The sequence below is a fragment of the Pseudomonas koreensis genome, assembly GCF_025447595.1.
Lineage (GTDB): Bacteria > Pseudomonadota > Gammaproteobacteria > Pseudomonadales > Pseudomonadaceae > Aquipseudomonas > Aquipseudomonas koreensis_H.
Genome location: NZ_JAOEJU010000008.1, coordinates 174,798 through 191,290, shown reverse-complemented (window position 1 = coordinate 191,290; position 16,493 = coordinate 174,798). Strand labels below are relative to the sequence as shown.

Annotated in this window: 15 protein-coding genes; 7 read left to right on the top strand and 8 right to left on the bottom strand. The window is 59.4% G+C overall.

Annotated elements, in window-relative coordinates; all coding sequences use genetic code 11:
- Window positions 1-91: 91 nt before the first annotated feature.
- The 4 genes from N8H71_RS13080 to N8H71_RS13065 all read left to right on the top strand — a co-directional run bounded on the left by N8H71_RS13080 (window position 92) and on the right by N8H71_RS13065 (window position 3,794).
- Entirely contained in the window at window positions 92-526 is a 435-nt protein-coding gene (locus N8H71_RS13080) for a rhodanese-like domain-containing protein (RefSeq protein WP_262194310.1), read from the top strand.
- 254 nt (window positions 527-780) lie between these two features.
- Complete coding sequence (locus N8H71_RS13075; RefSeq protein WP_007956251.1) at window positions 781-1,560, top strand: ABC transporter substrate-binding protein; 780 nt, start codon at window positions 781-783, stop codon at window positions 1,558-1,560.
- Window positions 1,561-1,776: 216 nt separating this feature from the next.
- Window positions 1,777-2,889, top strand: a complete 1,113-nt coding sequence (locus N8H71_RS13070; protein WP_262194309.1) for a succinylglutamate desuccinylase/aspartoacylase family protein — start codon at window positions 1,777-1,779, stop codon at window positions 2,887-2,889.
- A 188-nt stretch (window positions 2,890-3,077) separates the two neighbouring features.
- Complete coding sequence (locus N8H71_RS13065; protein WP_262194308.1) at window positions 3,078-3,794, top strand: alpha/beta hydrolase; 717 nt, start codon at window positions 3,078-3,080, stop codon at window positions 3,792-3,794.
- 3 nt (window positions 3,795-3,797) lie between these two features.
- Here the strand turns inward: N8H71_RS13065 and N8H71_RS13060 are convergent, their stop codons facing one another.
- The gene (locus N8H71_RS13060) at window positions 3,798-4,364 is read right to left on the bottom strand and encodes a hypothetical protein (protein WP_262194307.1); all 567 of its coding nucleotides are present in this window, start codon (window positions 4,362-4,364) and stop codon (window positions 3,798-3,800) included.
- An 86-nt stretch (window positions 4,365-4,450) separates the two neighbouring features.
- Window positions 4,451-5,224: a hypothetical protein gene (locus N8H71_RS13055; RefSeq protein WP_262194306.1), complete on the bottom strand. Its 774-nt coding sequence runs from the start codon at window positions 5,222-5,224 to the stop codon at window positions 4,451-4,453.
- 147 nt (window positions 5,225-5,371) lie between these two features.
- On the opposite strand from N8H71_RS13055, the gene N8H71_RS13050 reads away from it, so the two are divergent.
- Both N8H71_RS13050 and N8H71_RS13045 read left to right on the top strand, forming a co-directional pair.
- Entirely contained in the window at window positions 5,372-5,911 is a 540-nt protein-coding gene (locus N8H71_RS13050; protein ID WP_262194305.1) for a chalcone isomerase family protein, read from the top strand.
- A 127-nt stretch (window positions 5,912-6,038) separates the two neighbouring features.
- Window positions 6,039-7,307, top strand: a complete 1,269-nt coding sequence (locus tag N8H71_RS13045; protein ID WP_431768313.1) for an Nramp family divalent metal transporter — start codon at window positions 6,039-6,041, stop codon at window positions 7,305-7,307.
- Between the two features lie 114 nt (window positions 7,308-7,421).
- Here N8H71_RS13045 and N8H71_RS13040 read toward each other — a convergent pair whose 3' ends face one another.
- The 3 genes from N8H71_RS13040 to N8H71_RS13030 are packed head-to-tail and all read right to left on the bottom strand — an operon-like array spanning window position 7,422 to window position 10,003.
- Window positions 7,422-8,603, bottom strand: a complete 1,182-nt coding sequence (locus N8H71_RS13040; RefSeq protein ID WP_007956270.1) for an acetyl-CoA C-acetyltransferase — start codon at window positions 8,601-8,603, stop codon at window positions 7,422-7,424.
- 11 nt (window positions 8,604-8,614) lie between these two features.
- Complete coding sequence (locus N8H71_RS13035) at window positions 8,615-9,280, bottom strand: CoA transferase subunit B (protein WP_007956272.1); 666 nt, start codon at window positions 9,278-9,280, stop codon at window positions 8,615-8,617.
- A 24-nt stretch (window positions 9,281-9,304) separates the two neighbouring features.
- A complete protein-coding gene (locus N8H71_RS13030; protein WP_007956274.1) occupies window positions 9,305-10,003 on the bottom strand; it encodes a CoA transferase subunit A in 699 nt (232 codons plus the stop codon).
- 284 nt (window positions 10,004-10,287) lie between these two features.
- Here N8H71_RS13030 and N8H71_RS13025 point away from each other — a divergent pair, with 284 nt between their 5' ends.
- A complete protein-coding gene (locus N8H71_RS13025) occupies window positions 10,288-11,166 on the top strand; it encodes a LysR family transcriptional regulator (protein WP_262194303.1) in 879 nt (292 codons plus the stop codon).
- A 101-nt stretch (window positions 11,167-11,267) separates the two neighbouring features.
- On the opposite strand, the gene N8H71_RS13020 is transcribed toward N8H71_RS13025, so the two are convergent.
- From N8H71_RS13020 to N8H71_RS13010, 3 genes are all read right to left on the bottom strand, one after another.
- Complete coding sequence (locus tag N8H71_RS13020) at window positions 11,268-12,119, bottom strand: NAD-dependent protein deacetylase (protein ID WP_262194302.1); 852 nt, start codon at window positions 12,117-12,119, stop codon at window positions 11,268-11,270.
- Window positions 12,120-12,197: 78 nt separating this feature from the next.
- A complete protein-coding gene (locus N8H71_RS13015) occupies window positions 12,198-14,093 on the bottom strand; it encodes a tetratricopeptide repeat protein (protein ID WP_262194301.1) in 1,896 nt (631 codons plus the stop codon).
- 162 nt (window positions 14,094-14,255) lie between these two features.
- Window positions 14,256-15,302 (bottom strand): class I SAM-dependent methyltransferase, encoded by a 1,047-nt coding sequence (locus N8H71_RS13010; RefSeq protein WP_179695578.1) that lies wholly within the window; start codon window positions 15,300-15,302, stop codon window positions 14,256-14,258.
- Window positions 15,303-16,493: the final 1,191 nt, after the last annotated feature.

Sequence of the window (16,493 nt, the reverse complement as noted above, 5' to 3'; positions counted from 1 at the left end):
AATTCCCGGTGAGTGTCTTGTGCGCCACTGTAGCGACAAGCGGCGGCTCGATAAAGTCTGTTCATCCCCACAGACAAAGGAGTGATTCAACATGCCCAGCCTGGTTCGCGAAATTCCTGCTGCCCCTTCGGCCATTGCCCTGATGCATTTCAGCAACCGTCTGACCTTCGAAACCGATTGTTCCGACGTCTTCAGCAGCCAGGAAGCCGGCGAAGTCGACTTTGTGCTGGTGGACGTGCGCGGACCGCTGGCCTTCGAGCGTGGGCATGTCCCCGGGTCGATCAATATCCCGGGGCGTTTGCTGACGGCGGAAGGGTTAGTGGACTACTCGAAAAACACACTGTTCGTGGTTTATTGCGCCGGCCCTCACTGCAATGGCGCCAACAAGGCCGCGGTGAAGCTGGCGGCGTTGGGTTATCCGGTCAAGGAGATGATCGGCGGGGTGACCGGTTGGCTGGATGAAGGCTTTCAGTTGAGTGTTGCGACACTGCGCATCGCCACCGCGCCGATCGCTTGCGATTGCTGATAACCGGAGGGTTGCCGCTTCGGCGGCAGCTTTTGTCGGCTTTGTCCTACAAGCCTTGCACCGCTCTGGCGCACACTTTTCCCACGTGATGGCACTCGCCGATTTTCTGTAAGTATTTGTCGCTTAAAAACAATTTGCCCCTTGCGCGCCGCCATAGACTGCCGGCCACTTCGGTTTCTTTGCGCTGCACAGCCCAAGGCCGAACCTGACAATTGAAAGCTGCCAATAAAAGCCTCCGCACACGGGAGTAATAAATGAAAAAGCTGGTAATGTTCGGTGCCCTGGCACTGTCGATGTTGTCCCTGACCGCCGTGGCCGAAGACGCCAAACCGATCCGTATCGGTATCGAAGCCGGTTACCCGCCATTCTCGATGAAAACCCCTGACGGCAAACTGGCCGGTTTCGACGTGGACATCGGCGATGCGCTGTGTGAGCAGATGAAAGTCAAATGCACCTGGGTCGAGCAAGAGTTCGACGGTCTGATCCCGGCGCTGAAAGTGAAGAAGATCGACGCGATCCTGTCCTCGATGACCATCACTGACGACCGCAAGAAAAACGTCGATTTCACCATCAAGTACTACCACACCCCGGCGCGCTTCGTGATGAAGGCAGGCTCCGGCGTGAAAGACCCGCTGGTCGAGCTCAAAGGCAAGAAAGTCGGCGTGCTGCGCGCCAGTACCCACGACCGTTACGCCACCGAAGTGCTGGTGCCGGCCGGGATCGAACTGGTGCGTTACGGCTCGCAGCAGGAAGCCAACCTGGACATGGTGTCCGGCCGTATCGACGCGATGCTGGCCGACTCGGTCAACCTGAGCGACGGCTTCCTGAAAACCGACGCCGGCAAAGGCTTCGAGTTCGTCGGCCCGACCTACGAAGACGCCAAGTACTTCGGCGGCGGCGCTGGTATCGCAGTGCGTAAAGGCGATACCGAGCTGGCGGAGAAATTCAACACCGCCATCAACGAAATCCGCGCCAACGGCAAGTACAAGCAAGTGCAGGACAAGTACTTCGACTTTGACGTGTACGGCCATTAATACGCCGTAGAAAAGAAGTGGCCCCGTTGACGCGGTGGCCACTTTTTTATGCTTGTTTCATTGACGTGAGTACTTTGTGGGCGCGAGTTTGCTCCGGGCGACGTTCCGACGAATGCGGTTTAACATTCAACATCGTCTTCGACTGATACTCCGCTTTCGCGAGCAGGCTCGCTCCCACAGGGAACTCAGTGATCCGGCATTCTGGAGTCCTTCCCCATGCAACGCATCGATCATCTTCTGCCCTGGAGCCACTTGGGCAGCGAACGTTCCCTGAGCGTGTTCCGTTACGGCGCCGGCCCGCGCAAGGTTTACATCCAGGCCAGCCTGCACGCCGATGAACTGCCGGGCATGCGCACTGCGTGGGAACTGAAAAAGCGCCTGGCCGCGCTGGAAACCAACGGTCAGTTGCAGGGCGTGATCGAACTGGTGCCGGTGGCCAACCCGATCGGCCTCGATCAGCATTTGCAAGGCAGCCACATGGGGCGTTTCGAGCTGGGCAGCGGCAAGAACTTCAACCGCTCCTTCGTCGAACTCAGCGCGCCGGTGGCCGAGCGCATCGGGGATCAGTTGGGCGGTGATGCCCAGGCCAACATCGCGTTGATCCGCCAGACCATGGGTCAGGTGCTCGATGAGTTGCCGGCCCCCGCTTCGCAACTGGAAGCGCTGCACCGTCTGTTGCTGCGCCACGCCTGTGAGGCCGACATCACCCTCGATCTGCATTGCGATTTCGACGCCGCGATTCATATTTACGCACTGCCGCAGCACTGGCCACAGTGGCAATCCCTCGCCGCACGGCTGAAGGCTGGCGTGGCGCTGTTGTGTGAAGACTCCGGCGGCAGTTCGTTCGATGAATCGTGCTCCTCGCCGTGGTTGCGCCTGGCCCGGGCTTTCCCGAACGCGGCGATTCCGCCGGCCAACCTCGCCACCACCCTGGAACTGGGCAGCATGGGCGACACTCGCGTCGATCAGGCTCAGGCCAATTGTGAGGCGATCCTGGGCTTTTTGGCCGAACAGGGCTTCATCAGCGGCGAATGGCCGAAAGCACCAGAGGAATGCTGCGAAGGCATGCCGTTCGAAGGCACCGAATACCTGTTCGCCCCGCACCACGGCGTGGTGAGTTTCCTGCGCAATGCCGGTGAGTGGGTTGAGCGCGGCGATGCGCTGTTCGAAGTGGTCGATCCGCTGAAGGATCGCGTGACCACCGTGTGCGCCGGCACCAGTGGTGTGTTGTTCGCCATTGATCGCGGACGCTACACCCAGCCGGGAATTTGGCAGGCGAAAGTGGCGGGGCGCGAGCCGATCCGAGTCGGGAAGCTGATTAACGACTGAAGGATCTTCGCTGAATTTGATGTCCTCATCGCTAGCAAGCTAGCTCCCACAGAGATGGTGTTGTTTCAGTAGCATGCGGTCAATTGTGGGAGCGAGCTTGCTCACGATGGCGGCATCTGCAGCACCCCATCATCCGGATCACAGTGTTAGGCTCTGCCCCGAACCCTGCACTGTGTGAAGGAAGGCTTATGTTGAAGATGTTTGCGCTGTTGACGCTGCTGGCGTCCACTGCCGTTCAGGCTCAGACCTCGCTGCAAAACGATCTGCCGCTCAATTACATGGCCCAGGTGCACCCGGACGCCGAACAGCGTCCGCTGGTGATTTTCCTGCACGGCTATGGCAGCAACGAAGCAGACTTGATCGGTATGAAATTTCAGTTGCCCAAGCAGTACAACTACCTGTCGGTGCAGGCACCGATGGCGTTGGGGGAAGGGCGTTTCCAGTGGTTTCGCAAGAAAGGCGAAGGGGCCTACAACGGTGAGACCGATGATCTGAAGGCCAGCAGCCAGAAACTGCGGGCCTTTATCGCCGCTGCGGCGCAGAAATATCACGCGCAACCGGACAAGGTGTACCTGATCGGTTTCAGCCAGGGCGCGATGATGACGTACGAGGTGGGGCTGCGGCAGCCGGCGGCGGTCGGAGGGATTGCGGCGTTGAGCGGGCGGGTGTTGCCGGTGCTCAAGAGCGAGCTGAAGTCAGAGCAACAGCATCCGCCGCTGGAGATCTTCATCGGCCACGGCACGGCGGATGACCGTGTGCCGTACAGCGGTGGCACCGAGGCCGATGCGTTGTTGCAGAAGCTGTCGTACAAACCGCAATTTCATGCCTATCCCGGCGTCGGCCACAGCATCAGCGCGGCCGAGCTTCGGGATTTGAACGACTGGTTGCAGCAACTCAACCCGTGAAGATCACTTTTCCTTGAGGATGGTTTTCACCAGTGCCTCGTGACCGCTCTTGTCGCTGGCCCGGGAAATCACCTGGACCAGTGCCATGCGCGTGCCGGAGCCAGCCAGCAGCGTGGTGTTGAGAGTCTGGCCGCCGCCCTGGGTGGCGGTGCTGTCGACCTGACGCAGGCCCAGGCCATTACCTTTCTGGGTCAGGCTCTTTTCGCTGAGCTTGTTGAAGTCAGGCAGCGCCTTGCGCTGGGCGTCGATGAAATCGGAGATGGTGCCGTCGAGGAACGCACTGTCGTTGTCCTTGACGTTTTTGCCTTCGGGAATCTGGTTTTCGGCGACGATGACCACAGTCTTGGTGGCGTCGTTGCTGTACATGGTGCCCTTGGCACCGGTCGGCCCGGCCGGCAGCGGGTCGCCGACAAAGCCCTTGGGCAGGGCAAAACTGAATTTGCCGTCGAGCATCGAGACTTTCTCGGTGACAGCCTTTTCTTTGGCCTTGGCTGCCTGAGCATTGATGGCGCCGAAACCGGCCACCGCCGCCAGCAACAGGACGACGGCTTTCTTGCTAAGCAATGACATTCGAATCTCCGAGGGATGGTCGCGCTTGGGCGGCGATCATCCCACGGAGCACACCCGGCACTCCAGAGCGGTTTGTCCGGGCGGGTTCAGTTCGGCGACGGTGCCGGCGCGGGTTTGGCCAGCAACTGCCGGGTGACGCCCAGCATCGCCACCGAAACGGCCACGGCCACCACGAAACCACCGAAGCCCAGGCTTGGAACCGTCAGCGCCAACACCAGACAAAACGCCGAAAACGAATACATCCCCGTCGCCGTCGCCCGCAACAACGCGGCGGTAAACGCCGGGCCACGGGTCTGCTGGGAAAACACCGCCATCACGCTGCCGAGCACCGGGAACACCGCGAGCAATCCGCTCCAGCGCTCGCCGACGGTGCTGGCCAGCATCGTCACCACCAGCGTCAACGCCGCCCCGGCGATCATCCGCCAGACCAGTTTGTCCGACTTCGGCGCCGGGCCGCTGACCACTGGTTGCACCTTGGGAAACAGGTACGGCGCGGCAAGAAGGGCAGTCGCAGCGGCGGCAATCGAGAAAGGCAGAGAGGCCGGAATCAACGACAGGATCAACGCCAGCACGGCCCAGACCGATAAGGAAACCACCAACGCCAGCGGCCATTTCGCCCGCTGCGCCACCTGCGCATAGGTGACGCAAAAGGCGATCATCGCAAACATGGCCGACAGCGCCGCGACCGCCGATTGCGCGGCAAACGCCGGGCCTTGTTCGATGGCGAGGAAAAACAGAATTGGCCCGACTACCACCGGCAACCCCGACAGCCATCCGGCGACGCTGGGGCCCCAACGCTTCCCGGCCAAGGAAATCAGCAGCAAAAAACCGGGAATCAGCAGCAGTTTGAGGATCAGCACGCAGGTGTCTCCGTCGGGTGAATGAGGACCACGTTAGCATTGTCGTTCACGGATTGCTGCATGTGCATGCAAAACATGTATACAAAATGCCGAAGGCGATAGCGGACTATGCTCTGAGTATCAGGGTTTGCCGGAGTCGATGCCGCGATGAGCACTACAACGAAGGTGTTGCGTGGATGCTGCGGGATCGGCTTGTGGGCCTTGTTGCTGACACCCACCTGGGCCAGTTGGCAGGACGCGGTGCCCGGCGCACAGATCATCGGCACCGGCGATTTCAGTGTGTTCGGTTTCGACGTCTACAACGCCCGCTTGTGGAGCGCGGCGCGACCGCTGGCCGAAGGTCAACCGTTTGCCCTTGAGCTGATCTACCGACGCTCCATTTCTCGCGACGATCTGGTGAAGGCCAGCGTCGATGAGATCAGGCGTCTGGCCGGTGCGTCCCTCAGCCCGGTGCAACTGGCCGTATGGCAAACCCAGATGCAGCAATCGTTTGTCGACGTCCAGGCCGGTACGCGGATCACCGGGGTGTATCTGCCGGGGCAGGGCGCGCGGTTCTTTGTCGGTCAACAGTTGCAGCATGAAATCGATGACCCGCAGTTCGCCCGAGCGTTTTTCGACATCTGGTTCGACCCGCGCACGCGCAGCCCCGAATTGCGCCAGCAATTGCTTGGCAATGCGAAACCCTGAGCACAGCACATCTGCTCTTGGGCGCGCCGACTGAAACGTCTAAGCTGCGTCTTTCGACTTGTTTCTGGATGTGTGCGTGAAATTCAGCTTGCCCAAAATCGCCACCGCGCCGTTTTGTCCGCCGGAAGTGGCCGGCAGTGTCTCGGTCGATCCGAACGCCTCGTTCTTCAAACGCGTGCTGCGTTTTGCCGGCCCCGGTTTGTTGGTGTCGATCGGCTACATGGATCCGGGTAACTGGGCCACCGCGATCGAGGCCGGTTCGCGCTTCGGCTACAGCCTGTTGTTTGTGGTGTTGCTGGCGAGTCTGGCGGGCATGGTCGTGCAATGCCTGTGCTCGCGGCTGGGCATCGCCACCGGGCGTGATCTGGCGCAGCTGTCCCGCGAGCGCTACAGCACTCCGACCGCAAGGTTGCAATGGGTGCTGGCGGAAATCTCGATCATCGCCACCGATCTTGCGGAAGTACTCGGCTGCGCATTGGCGTTTCACCTGTTGCTGGGGTGTTCGCTGACGTTCGGTATCGCTCTGACGGCGTTCGACACGCTGTTGGTGCTGGCCCTGCAAAACCGCGGTTTCCGGCGGCTGGAAGCGATCATGCTGGTGTTGGTCGCCACTATCGGCGTGTGCTTTTTCGTTGAACTGCTGTTGATCAAACCTTACTGGCCGGACGTCGCCCAAGGCTTCAAACCGTCGCTGTCGGCGATTGGCGATGCCGCGCCGTTGTATCTGGCCATTGGCATCCTCGGCGCCACCGTCATGCCGCACAACCTGTACCTGCACACTTCGATCGTGCAGACACGGTTGATCGGCAAGGATCTGGCCAGCAAGCAGGACGCGGTAAAACTGGCGCGCATCGACACCATCGGTTCGCTGGCGCTGGCGTTGCTGGTCAACGCGGCGATCCTGATTCTCGCGGCGGCTGCCTTTCATCAGTCCGGGCACACCGACGTGGTCGACATCCAGGACGCCTATCACTTGCTCGACCCATTGGTGGGCGGCGCGCTGGCCAGTGTGCTGTTCGGCGTGGCGCTGCTGGCGTCGGGGCAGAGTTCGACCTTCACCGGCACCATTGCCGGACAAGTGATCATGGAAGGCTATCTGAACCTGCGGATCCCTTGCTGGCAGCGGCGCCTGATCACCCGTGGGCTGGCGCTGATTCCGGCGTTCATCGGCGTGTGGCTGATGGGCGATGGCGCGGTGGGCAAGTTGCTGGTACTGAGCCAAGTGGTGTTGAGCCTGCAATTGCCGTTTGCGCTGTATCCGCTGATTCGCATGACCAACGACAAACGGCTGATGGGGCCGTTTGTGAACCGGTTGCCGACCAAGATTCTCGCGTGGGGATTGTTTGTGGTGATCAGCGGGGCGAATGCCTGGCTGATTCTGCAATTGGCCGCCTGATCTTTCAGGACGCAGACAAAAAAATACCCGGTGCGACGTGAGTCGTACCGGGTTTGTTGCCAACGGGCAGTGGATGTCGTGGATCCGCCGCCCGCTGTTGAACCTGTTTTGCGTTTAAGCGCGTTCCAGCGCCAGGGCCACGCCTTGACCGCCGCCGATGCAGAGGGTCGCCAGACCCTTTTTCGCATCACGCTTGATCATCTCGTGCAGCAAGGTCACCAGCACACGGCAGCCCGATGCACCGATCGGGTGACCGAGGGCGATGGCGCCGCCGTTGACGTTGACCTTGTCCAGATCCCATTGCAGATCCTTGGCCACCGCCAGCGATTGTGCGGCGAAGGCTTCGTTGGCTTCGATCAGGTCGAGTTGGCCGATGCTCCAGCCAGCCTTGTCCAGGCAGCGGCGAGTGGCGGAAACCGGGCCGATGCCCATGATTGCCGGGTCGACGCCCGCGTTGGCGTAGGCGGCGATTTTCGCCAGTACCGGCAGGCCCAGGGCCTTGGCTTTTTCGGCGCTCATCAGGATCACGGCGGCGGCGCCGTCGTTCAGCGACGAAGCGTTGCCGGCGGTGACGCTGCCGTCCTTCTTGAACGCCGGGCGCAGTTTGGCCAAGGATTCGGCAGTGGTGTCGCCGCGTGGCTGTTCGTCAACCTTGAATGCCACCGGATCGCCTTTGCGCTGCGGGATCAGGATCGGGGTGATTTCATCGACAAAACGACCGGCCTCGATGGCCGCGGCGGCTTTCTGTTGCGAGGCGGCGGCGAAGGCGTCTTGCTGCTCGCGGCTGATCTCGTACTTCTCGACCAGGTTCTCGGCGGTGATGCCCATGTGGTAGTCGTTGAATGCATCCCACAGGCCATCGCTGATCATGGTGTCGACGATCTGTGCGTGACCCATGCGCAGACCGGTACGTGCGCCCGGCATCACGTAGTTGGCCAGGCTCATGTTTTCCTGGCCGCCGGCGATGATCACGTCCGCGTCGCCGCAACGGATCGCTTGAGCGCCAAGGTGCAGGGCCTTGAGGCCCGAGCCGCAAACCTTGTTCAGGGTCATGGCCGGTACGGCGTGGGGCAGGCCGGCCTTGATCGCCGACTGGCGCGCCGGGTTCTGGCCGGCGCCGGCGGTCAGCACCTGGCCCATGATCACTTCATCGACCTGAGCACCGTCCAGACCGGTCTGCTCAAGCAACTGACGGATGACCGCTGCGCCCAGATCCACGGCGGAGACGGTGGCCAGCGATCCCTGGAAACTGCCGATCGCGGTACGCGTGGCGGCAACAATGACGACGTCTTGCATTTTCGAATTCCTCACTCGGCAGCGAACTGCATTTCCGGTACGTGATCCGGGACGATCAGTTTACCAGCGGTTTTGGCGACGATTTCCTCGACGCTGACGCCAGGTGCGCGTTCCTTGAGGACAAAAGCGCCATTTTCGATTTCCAGGTAGGCGAGGTCGGTCAGGACGCGCTTGATGCAACCGGCGCCGGTCAGCGGCAGGCTGCACTGGCTCAGCAACTTGGACTCACCGTCCTTGGATGCGTGGGTCATGATCACGATGATGTTGTCGGCGCCGGCCACCAGGTCCATCGCGCCGCCCATGCCCTTGACCAGTTTGCCGGGGATCATCCACGAGGCGATGTTGCCTTGCACGTCCACTTCGAACGCGCCGAGCACGGTCAGGTCGACGTGGCCGCCGCGGATCATCGCGAAGGATTCGGCCGAGGAAAAGATCGAAGCGCCGATCCGCGCGGTCACGGTCTGCTTGCCGGCGTTGATCATGTCGGCGTCGATGGTGTCTTCAGTCGGGAAAGGGCCCATGCCGAGCAGGCCGTTTTCCGATTGCAGCATGACTTCCATGCCTTCGGGGATGTAGTTGGCGACCAGGGTCGGGATGCCGATGCCGAGGTTCACGTAGTAGCCGTCCTGCATTTCGCGGGCGACGCGTTGAGCCATTTGTTCGCGGGTAAGTGCCATGTTCTTGTTCTCCGTCAGCCTGGATTATTTGCGGATGGTGCGTTGTTCGATGCGTTTTTCGAACGTGCCGCAAATGACCCGGTCGACGTAGATGCCGGGCGTGTGGATGTGTGCCGGATCCAGTTCCCCGGGTTCGACGATTTCTTCGACTTCGACCACAGTGATCTTGCCGGCGGTGGCGGCCAGCGGGTTGAAGTTCTGGGCGGTGTGGCGGTAGATGACGTTGCCGAAGTGGTCGGCCTTCCAGCCTTTGACGATGGCGAAGTCGCCGGTGATGGACTCTTCCATCAGGTACTTGCGACCGTGGAATTCACGCACTTCCTTGCCTTCGGCAACCGGGGTGCCGACGCCGGTGGCGGTGAAAAAGGCCGGGATGCCGGCGCCGCCTGCGCGCATTTTTTCGGCGAGGGTGCCTTGCGGGGTCAGGACGACTTCGATGTCGCCTTTGAGCAGTTGCTCTTCGAACAGTTTGTTTTCGCCGACGTAGGAGGCGACCACCTTGCTGATCTGGCGGTCGGTCAGCAGCACGCCGAGGCCGAAGCCATCCACGCCGCAGTTGTTGGAGACGACGGTGAGGTCGCGGGTGCCCTTGCGCTTGATCTCGGCGATCAGGTTTTCCGGAATGCCGCACAGGCCGAAGCCGCCGGCGATCACGGTCATGCCGTCTTCAAGACCTGCCATGGCTTCCTCGTAGGAATACACGCGCTTGTCGAAACCTGCCATATGCACCTCTTTTATTGTTTGTCGGGCGGCTGGCTAGCCGAATGACTGGAGTGTCTCGCTGAAGGATATATTTGTTAAGTTGATTTTTAAGGTTGATTGATTGATAAAGCTCAATAGTTGGCCTTGTTGATCGTTCCCATGCTCCGCGTGGGAATGCCTCCGGGGACGCTCTGCGTCCCAGTGACTCGGAGCGTCACGGGCTGCGTTCCCACGCGGACGGTTCGACGCCTCGACGTGGGAACGATCAATGAGGTGTTCAGCTTAGTCTTTTGAGTGAATCGTTCATGACCATCAAGCAAATCCGCGCCTTTCTCGCCGTGGCTCAGAGCCTGAGCTTTGCCGTGGCCTGCGAGCGCCTGCACCTGTCGCAATCAGCGCTGAGCCTGACCATCAAGGCGCTGGAAGAGGGCCTGGGCGGGCGCCTGTTCAGCCGCAACACGCGCAACGTGGCGCTGACCCCGGAGGGCGAATCGCTGCTGCCGCTGGCCCGGCGCCTGATCGCCGACTGGGACAACGCCGAAGACGAAATGCGTCAGCGCTTCAGTCTGCAACGCGGGCGAGTGACGCTGGCGGCGATGCCGTCGTTTGCCGGCAACCTGCTGCCGCCGATCCTCAAGACCTTCCGCGCGCGTTATCCGAACGTCAACGTTACGGTCAACGACGTGATCAACGAGCAAGTGCTGGAAATGGTTCGCGATCGTCAGGTCGAACTTGGCGTGGCGTTCGAGCCCATGCAGAACACTTCGCTGACATTCACGCCGCTTTACCGGGATCGCTTCGTCGCCGTGGTGCCGCAGGATTCGCCGCTGGCTGGTCGCAGCGACATTGATTGGCAGACTTTGCTGCAGGAACCGTTCATCACTCTGCAACGACCCTCCACGGTGCGAGTGATGCTGGAGGAGCACTTGCAGGCCCGAGGGATGAAATTGCCGGTGGAGTTTGAAAGCCACCAACTGGCGACGGTCGGGCGGATGGTGGCGAGCGGGCTGGGCGTCAGTGCGGTGCCGGCGTTGTGTGCCGGGCAGATGCGCGAGTTGGGCGCGCATTGCCTGACCTTGCACGAACCGGTGGTGGAGCGGGCGATTGGCGTGCTGACCGATCCGGGGAATGAGTTGTCGGCGGCGGCACAGGCGCTGTTCGATATTTTGAGGTCGGAATACTGACCCTTGTGGGAGCCAGCCTGCTGGCGATGGCGGACGAGCAGGCGACATCTTTATTGGTGGTGCGGGCCTTATCGCCAGCAGGCTGGCTCCCACATCGGGCTTTATGTATTCAAGGGGGTGAGTTTCTGCGCCAGGAGGGGCAGGAGTTGCTCACAAGACCTCTCAATCTTTAACTCCAGCAACTCATCCGCCCGCGTCTTCCCCAGATTGATCGCAATCAACGGCTTGCCCCGATCCGCAATCACCCGGCACAGGCGAAACGCCGAATACGCCATCAACGACGAACCGACCACCAGCATCCCGGCGGCATTTTCCGCCAGCGCCATGGCCCGCGCTGCTGTCGGCTGCGCCACGTTCTCACCAAAAAACACCACGTCCGGTTTCATCCGTTCGCCTGCGCAATGCGGGCAGTGCGGCACCTGAAATCGTGCTTCGAAGGCCGGGTCGAGCAGGGTGTCGCCGTCCGGTGCCTGCACGGCATCGACACCCGCCAGATACGGATTCTGCGTTTCCATCAATTGCTGAATCGAATCCCGCTCGCTGCGCTGACCGCAATCCAGGCATAACACCCGGTGCAGGCTGCCGTGCAGCTCAATGACATCGTGACTGCCGGCCTGATCGTGCAGGGTATCGACATTCTGAGTAATCAAACCGCCGATTCGGCCGTTGCTTTGCAGACTGGCCAGCGCCTCATGGGCAACGTTCGGCCGCGCCTGGCGCACCCGTGGCCAGCCGAGCATCGCCCGGGCCCAATAGCGCCGGCGCGATTCCGGGGCAGCGAGGAATTCCTGGTACATCATCGGCTGCCGGCCACGGCGCACACCGTCGGTGTCGCGGTAGTCCGGAATACCCGACGGCGTGCTGATGCCGGCGCCGGTCAGCACAACGAAGTCGCCGTCGGCCATGACCTGTTGCAGATAGTCGAGATGTCCGTGAAGGGGGCGGTCGAGCATTGTTGCAGCTCCGGTAAACCGTGAGGTTGCAGGTTAGCACTCGATGCCTGAGTGAAGATGTACTATCGAATGGTACGGCTAAAAAAATTCAATGCCCCGCAGGCGGAAGGTGGAAGCGTTGTTACCCTGCATGTCCCGAAGCATCAACAGATAGACACCGTGATAATGCTCTCGGAAGCTCTCATAGCCTCCATTGATCCTGGGTGTGTTGCCGCTGAGCGTAAAAGCATTGACCTTTAACGCAATTTCGCAGCAGTCACTTCTTTCTCTTATCGATCCGCGTGTTGGTTCGGGAGCCTCGATTGAAGTGAGAGAGATGAGCCGTAATGCCTCTTGATAATGTTCACTGCAGTCGTAGTCCTTGAGAATCAAGGGGAGCATTATCTCGTCGACTTGATAGGTTCCCAGTCCGATCTTGTCGTTATTGGGCCAGTAAACCGTTGCAACCATATCGTTGTAATGGAACTTCAGCTGTTGCTTATTGCAACGCTCCAAGACGATCACATTGGTGCTGTTCCAGCCCATATCTTCGACTTTAAGCCGCTCCCCGACTCGCAGCGAACTGAGCTTTTCTTCAAGGTAGTCAATTAGTAAGCCGACACCGGAGGTGTCGCCGAGTGCAAGGCGACAGTAAGCGATGCCCTCAAGACTCGGAACATTATCCCGGTCTTTCTTCAAAGCCCTTTCAAACGAGTCGATGGCTTCGGCATGGTTACCGAAAAATCGCTGTATCTCACCTTTCTGTGCCAGAGCACTTGGCGCGCCAGGTTCAAGTAACAAAGCTTGATCAATATGGTGCAAGGCATCGGAGTAGTCGCCATTCAAAAACAGGCAGATGCCGTAGTTCAGATGCGCGGAGCTGTTGTCATTATCCGACCTCAACGACTGTTCGTAAAAAGCCATGGCCTTGGGCCGGTCATGCGTCTGCCAGTAGACGCCAAGGTTATAAAGCAGAACCGGGTTGGAAGAGTCGATGGCGTAAGCGGACTCGAAGTGGTTGAGCGTTCCGGTCCTGTCACCTTGCGCTTGCGCAAGGGTGCCAAGGATAAAATGAGCACCGAAGCATCTTGGATTGCAGTCGAGTGCCTCAATTGCACTGCTTTTTGCAGCTTCGACGTTGTCGAGCACATCGTGCAACATGGCACAGGCCAGAAAAATCTCGTCGGTTTCCAGGAACATTGACAGAGATGTGTAGATAGTCAGTGCGTCTGCGTACCGCCCCTTTTTCTGCAGCGTATCTGCGTAATGGATTTTTTCCGCGACCTTGTCCAGCAGCCTGGCGGTATTTCCGCCAACCGACTGGATGACTTTTTGGGCAATAGGCGTTTCGAACCTGGCGTAATTGCTCTTGACGATTTGTACGTCGGCGCTGAATTCTGAAATTACCCCGAGCAACTGATTTTTACCGAGATGGTTCCTGTCGCAGCGCGCATTTGCGAACAAATGCAGCATTCGCGCGATGCAAGCATCCGCGTCGACGATCTGCTGCCTGCTCCTGGCGATGGAGTGAATGTTGACCGCGATGCAGTCGTAGAGACCTGCACGAGGGTGGTGAAGCGGTGTCCATGACGGCGGTATGTTGTCCAGCTCATGCTTTTGCAGAAGTTCTGCAAAGTCCTGCGAAATTTCAAATTTCTTGTCGTCAGTCTCACCCGATGCCTGTGCGTTTCTGTAATGCGTCAGGTAGGTGATGAATGTTTCAACTTCTTTTTTCATGCTGGATCCGATCAGGATCTGGTTATCAGCAAGATGAGACTTTATCAACGGAAAGTTCAGTTCGCTGTCTTTGACCTGGACGTTGATGCGGGTACTGCCGAACAGTAGGCAAAAGTCATCCTCTGTCTCGATGCCGATGCTTTTAAAGTCGTTGTTCAGAAGGTTTTTTACTGCGTGAAGCAACGCACACCCATCCTGATACCTGAATCCGTCAGAAGCGAAGGAGCCAGAGGTGTTTTTTCTGGAGAAGTAACTCATTGCCTGAAGCCGTTCCTGATTCCAAATCATGGATGCTCAGCGAAATGACCTGATGGTGTCCACCGATTTGAGGCGGCGTTTACACCACAAATGAGTGCATGGGGAAAACGGCAGTCGCTGAACACCTGACATGGGAAGTGTCCGCAGTTCAGCGACCCTCCATTACTTGCGCGCCTCCAGAATCAGGTTGAACGGCGTCTGCGTCGCCCGCCGGAAGTGTTTGAAGCCCGCTTCAGTAAACACCTTGCGCAAGCGCATCTCGCCGGCCTGCGCACCGAGCCCCAATCCCACTTCCTGAGACAGCGAGTTCGGCGTGCAAATGAACGTCGATGCCGCGTAGAACAGCCGCCCGACCGGATTGATATTGTCGTCCAGCGCATCGTTGGCGAAGGGCTCGACCAACAACACCGTGCCGTCGTCCTTCAAGCAATCGTAGGCATGCCGCGCCGCGCCGACCGGATCGCCCATATCATGCAGGCAGTCGAAATAGCAGATCAGGTCATAGTCATCGCCGGGGTAGCTTTTCGCCGTGCCCTGGAAGAACCGCGCGCGACTGCTGACGCCGCCTTCTTCGGCCCGCTGGGTGGCGACGGTGATCGAAGGCGCGTGATAGTCGAAGCCGACGAACCGCGAGTTTGGATACGCCTGAGCCATGATCACCGTGGATGCACCGTGACCGCAGCCGATGTCGGCGACCTTGGCACCTTCTTCGAGTTTGGCCACCACGCCGTCCAGCGCCGGCAGCCACTCGGCGATCAAATGCCCCTTGTAGCCGGGGCGGAAGAACCGCTCGGTGCCGGTGAACATGCAGGGATGGTGATCGCCCCAGGGCAGGGCGCCGTTGCCGCGCATGGCTTTGACAAGCTTGTCCTTGTCATGGAAAAACGACGCTACCACGCCGAGGCCGCCGGCCACGTAAACCGGCGAATCCTCCTTGGCCAGGGCCAGCGCCTGTTCTTCCGGCAGGCGAAACTTGCCGTCGTGGTGTTCCATGTAGCCGGACGCCGCGTGGGCGCTCAGCCATTCGCGCACCAGTCGCGGGTTGCAGGTGGTCTTTGCAGCGAGGGATTCGGGGCTGATCGGCTGACTGTCGGCCATTGCCCGATACAGGCCGAGTTCTTCGCCGACAATGACATTGGCCAGCATCGCCGCGCCGCCCATGTCGTTGACCAGTTTGCCCATGAATTCGTTGAGTCTGGCCTCGTCCATTTCATGTGCTCCTTTGACAGGATCACAGTCCGGTGGCATTGGGGGTCGAGGCATTCACCACCGGGCGGTGGTCGTGGAAACGGGCAGGGCGACACTGCTGTCCTGCGTCCCCCTCGACTGGGTACTGATTGAGTCTAGCCGCTGTTGGCGCCGGCGGGAGCGGGCTGTGTGGATTTCGAGGCTTGTATCGCAATGGTACGCTCTCCCACGTTAGCGTGGGCTCCCGAATTATCCGCCGACGGTGCCTGTCCTATGCCAAACGATGCGACTCAGGGCGATCTCGCCAAGAGGCCAAGACAAAGCGCCGGCCCATGTCCGCCTGGAGCAAATGATGGGCGAAAAAAAACCGCCTTGCGGGGCGGTTTTTTAGCAAGCCTCAGATTGCGGCTGAGGCTTAGTGCGTCTCACCGGAAGCACTGGCGTGGAAGGCATGTTATTGAGCTTTTCCTATCCTTGCAACGTAATTTTTACCCGCCATGAGTGGGTGTATTAGAGATCCTGAACGGTGTTTTCAGTACCTGATATAGGAGAGAAGTACTGACAGAAATAACGGTTTACAAAATGCGCGCTTCTTTCATTTAAGAATCACTGGGCCGAGACTTACCACCTGCGATTCTGGGTTAATATGCCCGCGCTCACACCCTGGTGCAGCGGTAGGGTTTGGCTGGTGGCCTAACGGTTTCACGCCCTCTGACACGGTTTTGCATCCGTGCCGGAATGATGATTCGGAGGGATTTCAACCGGCCGCCTCACCGGAAGTACTGGCGTGTTCTTCCGAAGGTACGCGTGATCCGGTAAGTGCGCTGGAGGTTTGGCCCCCAACCTTGGAGGCCAAAACGTATTAAGCTTTTGTTGCGTACGTTGAGCCTCGTATGGAGATTGTTGAAAGCGTTTCGCTTTTACGAGTTCCTGCGAGACCACTTTGACGACCTGAAGTAACTGTCGTTGATGTTGGGGAAAAGCCCGTGTCAGTTTCGGCTGATGCGGGTTTTTTTTGCTTCATTAATCTGTCAAAAATGATAATTCAATCAGCTGGTTCTCGTGCGAAGGTAGGGCATTTCGCCGGCACCTGTAGGTGTCATCCGTAAGCTCTGGATATACAGGGTTGTAGGTACAGTTTTTGAGTTGGTTTAAACCGATGTATTCGCCGTTCACTAAGAAGGCAGCGAGTCTGTATCCCATTGTGTACAG

Bases quoted from the DNA above. Each gene is read 5' to 3' on its own strand.
- N8H71_RS13080 (WP_262194310.1), top strand. From the start codon at position 92: ATGCCCAGCCTGGTTCGCGAAATTCCTGCTGCCCCTTCGGCCATTGCC.
- N8H71_RS13075 (WP_007956251.1), top strand. From the start codon at position 781: ATGAAAAAGCTGGTAATGTTCGGTGCCCTGGCACTGTCGATGTTGTCC.
- N8H71_RS13070 (WP_262194309.1), top strand. From the start codon at position 1,777: ATGCAACGCATCGATCATCTTCTGCCCTGGAGCCACTTGGGCAGCGAA.
- N8H71_RS13065 (WP_262194308.1), top strand. From the start codon at position 3,078: ATGTTGAAGATGTTTGCGCTGTTGACGCTGCTGGCGTCCACTGCCGTT.
- N8H71_RS13060 (WP_262194307.1), bottom strand. From the start codon at position 4,364: ATGTCATTGCTTAGCAAGAAAGCCGTCGTCCTGTTGCTGGCGGCGGTG.
- N8H71_RS13050 (WP_262194305.1), top strand. From the start codon at position 5,372: ATGAGCACTACAACGAAGGTGTTGCGTGGATGCTGCGGGATCGGCTTG.
- N8H71_RS13040 (WP_007956270.1), bottom strand. From the start codon at position 8,603: ATGCAAGACGTCGTCATTGTTGCCGCCACGCGTACCGCGATCGGCAGT.
- N8H71_RS13035 (WP_007956272.1), bottom strand. From the start codon at position 9,280: ATGGCACTTACCCGCGAACAAATGGCTCAACGCGTCGCCCGCGAAATG.
- N8H71_RS13030 (WP_007956274.1), bottom strand. From the start codon at position 10,003: ATGGCAGGTTTCGACAAGCGCGTGTATTCCTACGAGGAAGCCATGGCA.
- N8H71_RS13025 (WP_262194303.1), top strand. From the start codon at position 10,288: ATGACCATCAAGCAAATCCGCGCCTTTCTCGCCGTGGCTCAGAGCCTG.
- N8H71_RS13020 (WP_262194302.1), bottom strand. From the start codon at position 12,119: ATGCTCGACCGCCCCCTTCACGGACATCTCGACTATCTGCAACAGGTC.
- N8H71_RS13015 (WP_262194301.1), bottom strand. From the start codon at position 14,093: ATGAGTTACTTCTCCAGAAAAAACACCTCTGGCTCCTTCGCTTCTGAC.
- N8H71_RS13010 (WP_179695578.1), bottom strand. From the start codon at position 15,302: ATGGACGAGGCCAGACTCAACGAATTCATGGGCAAACTGGTCAACGAC.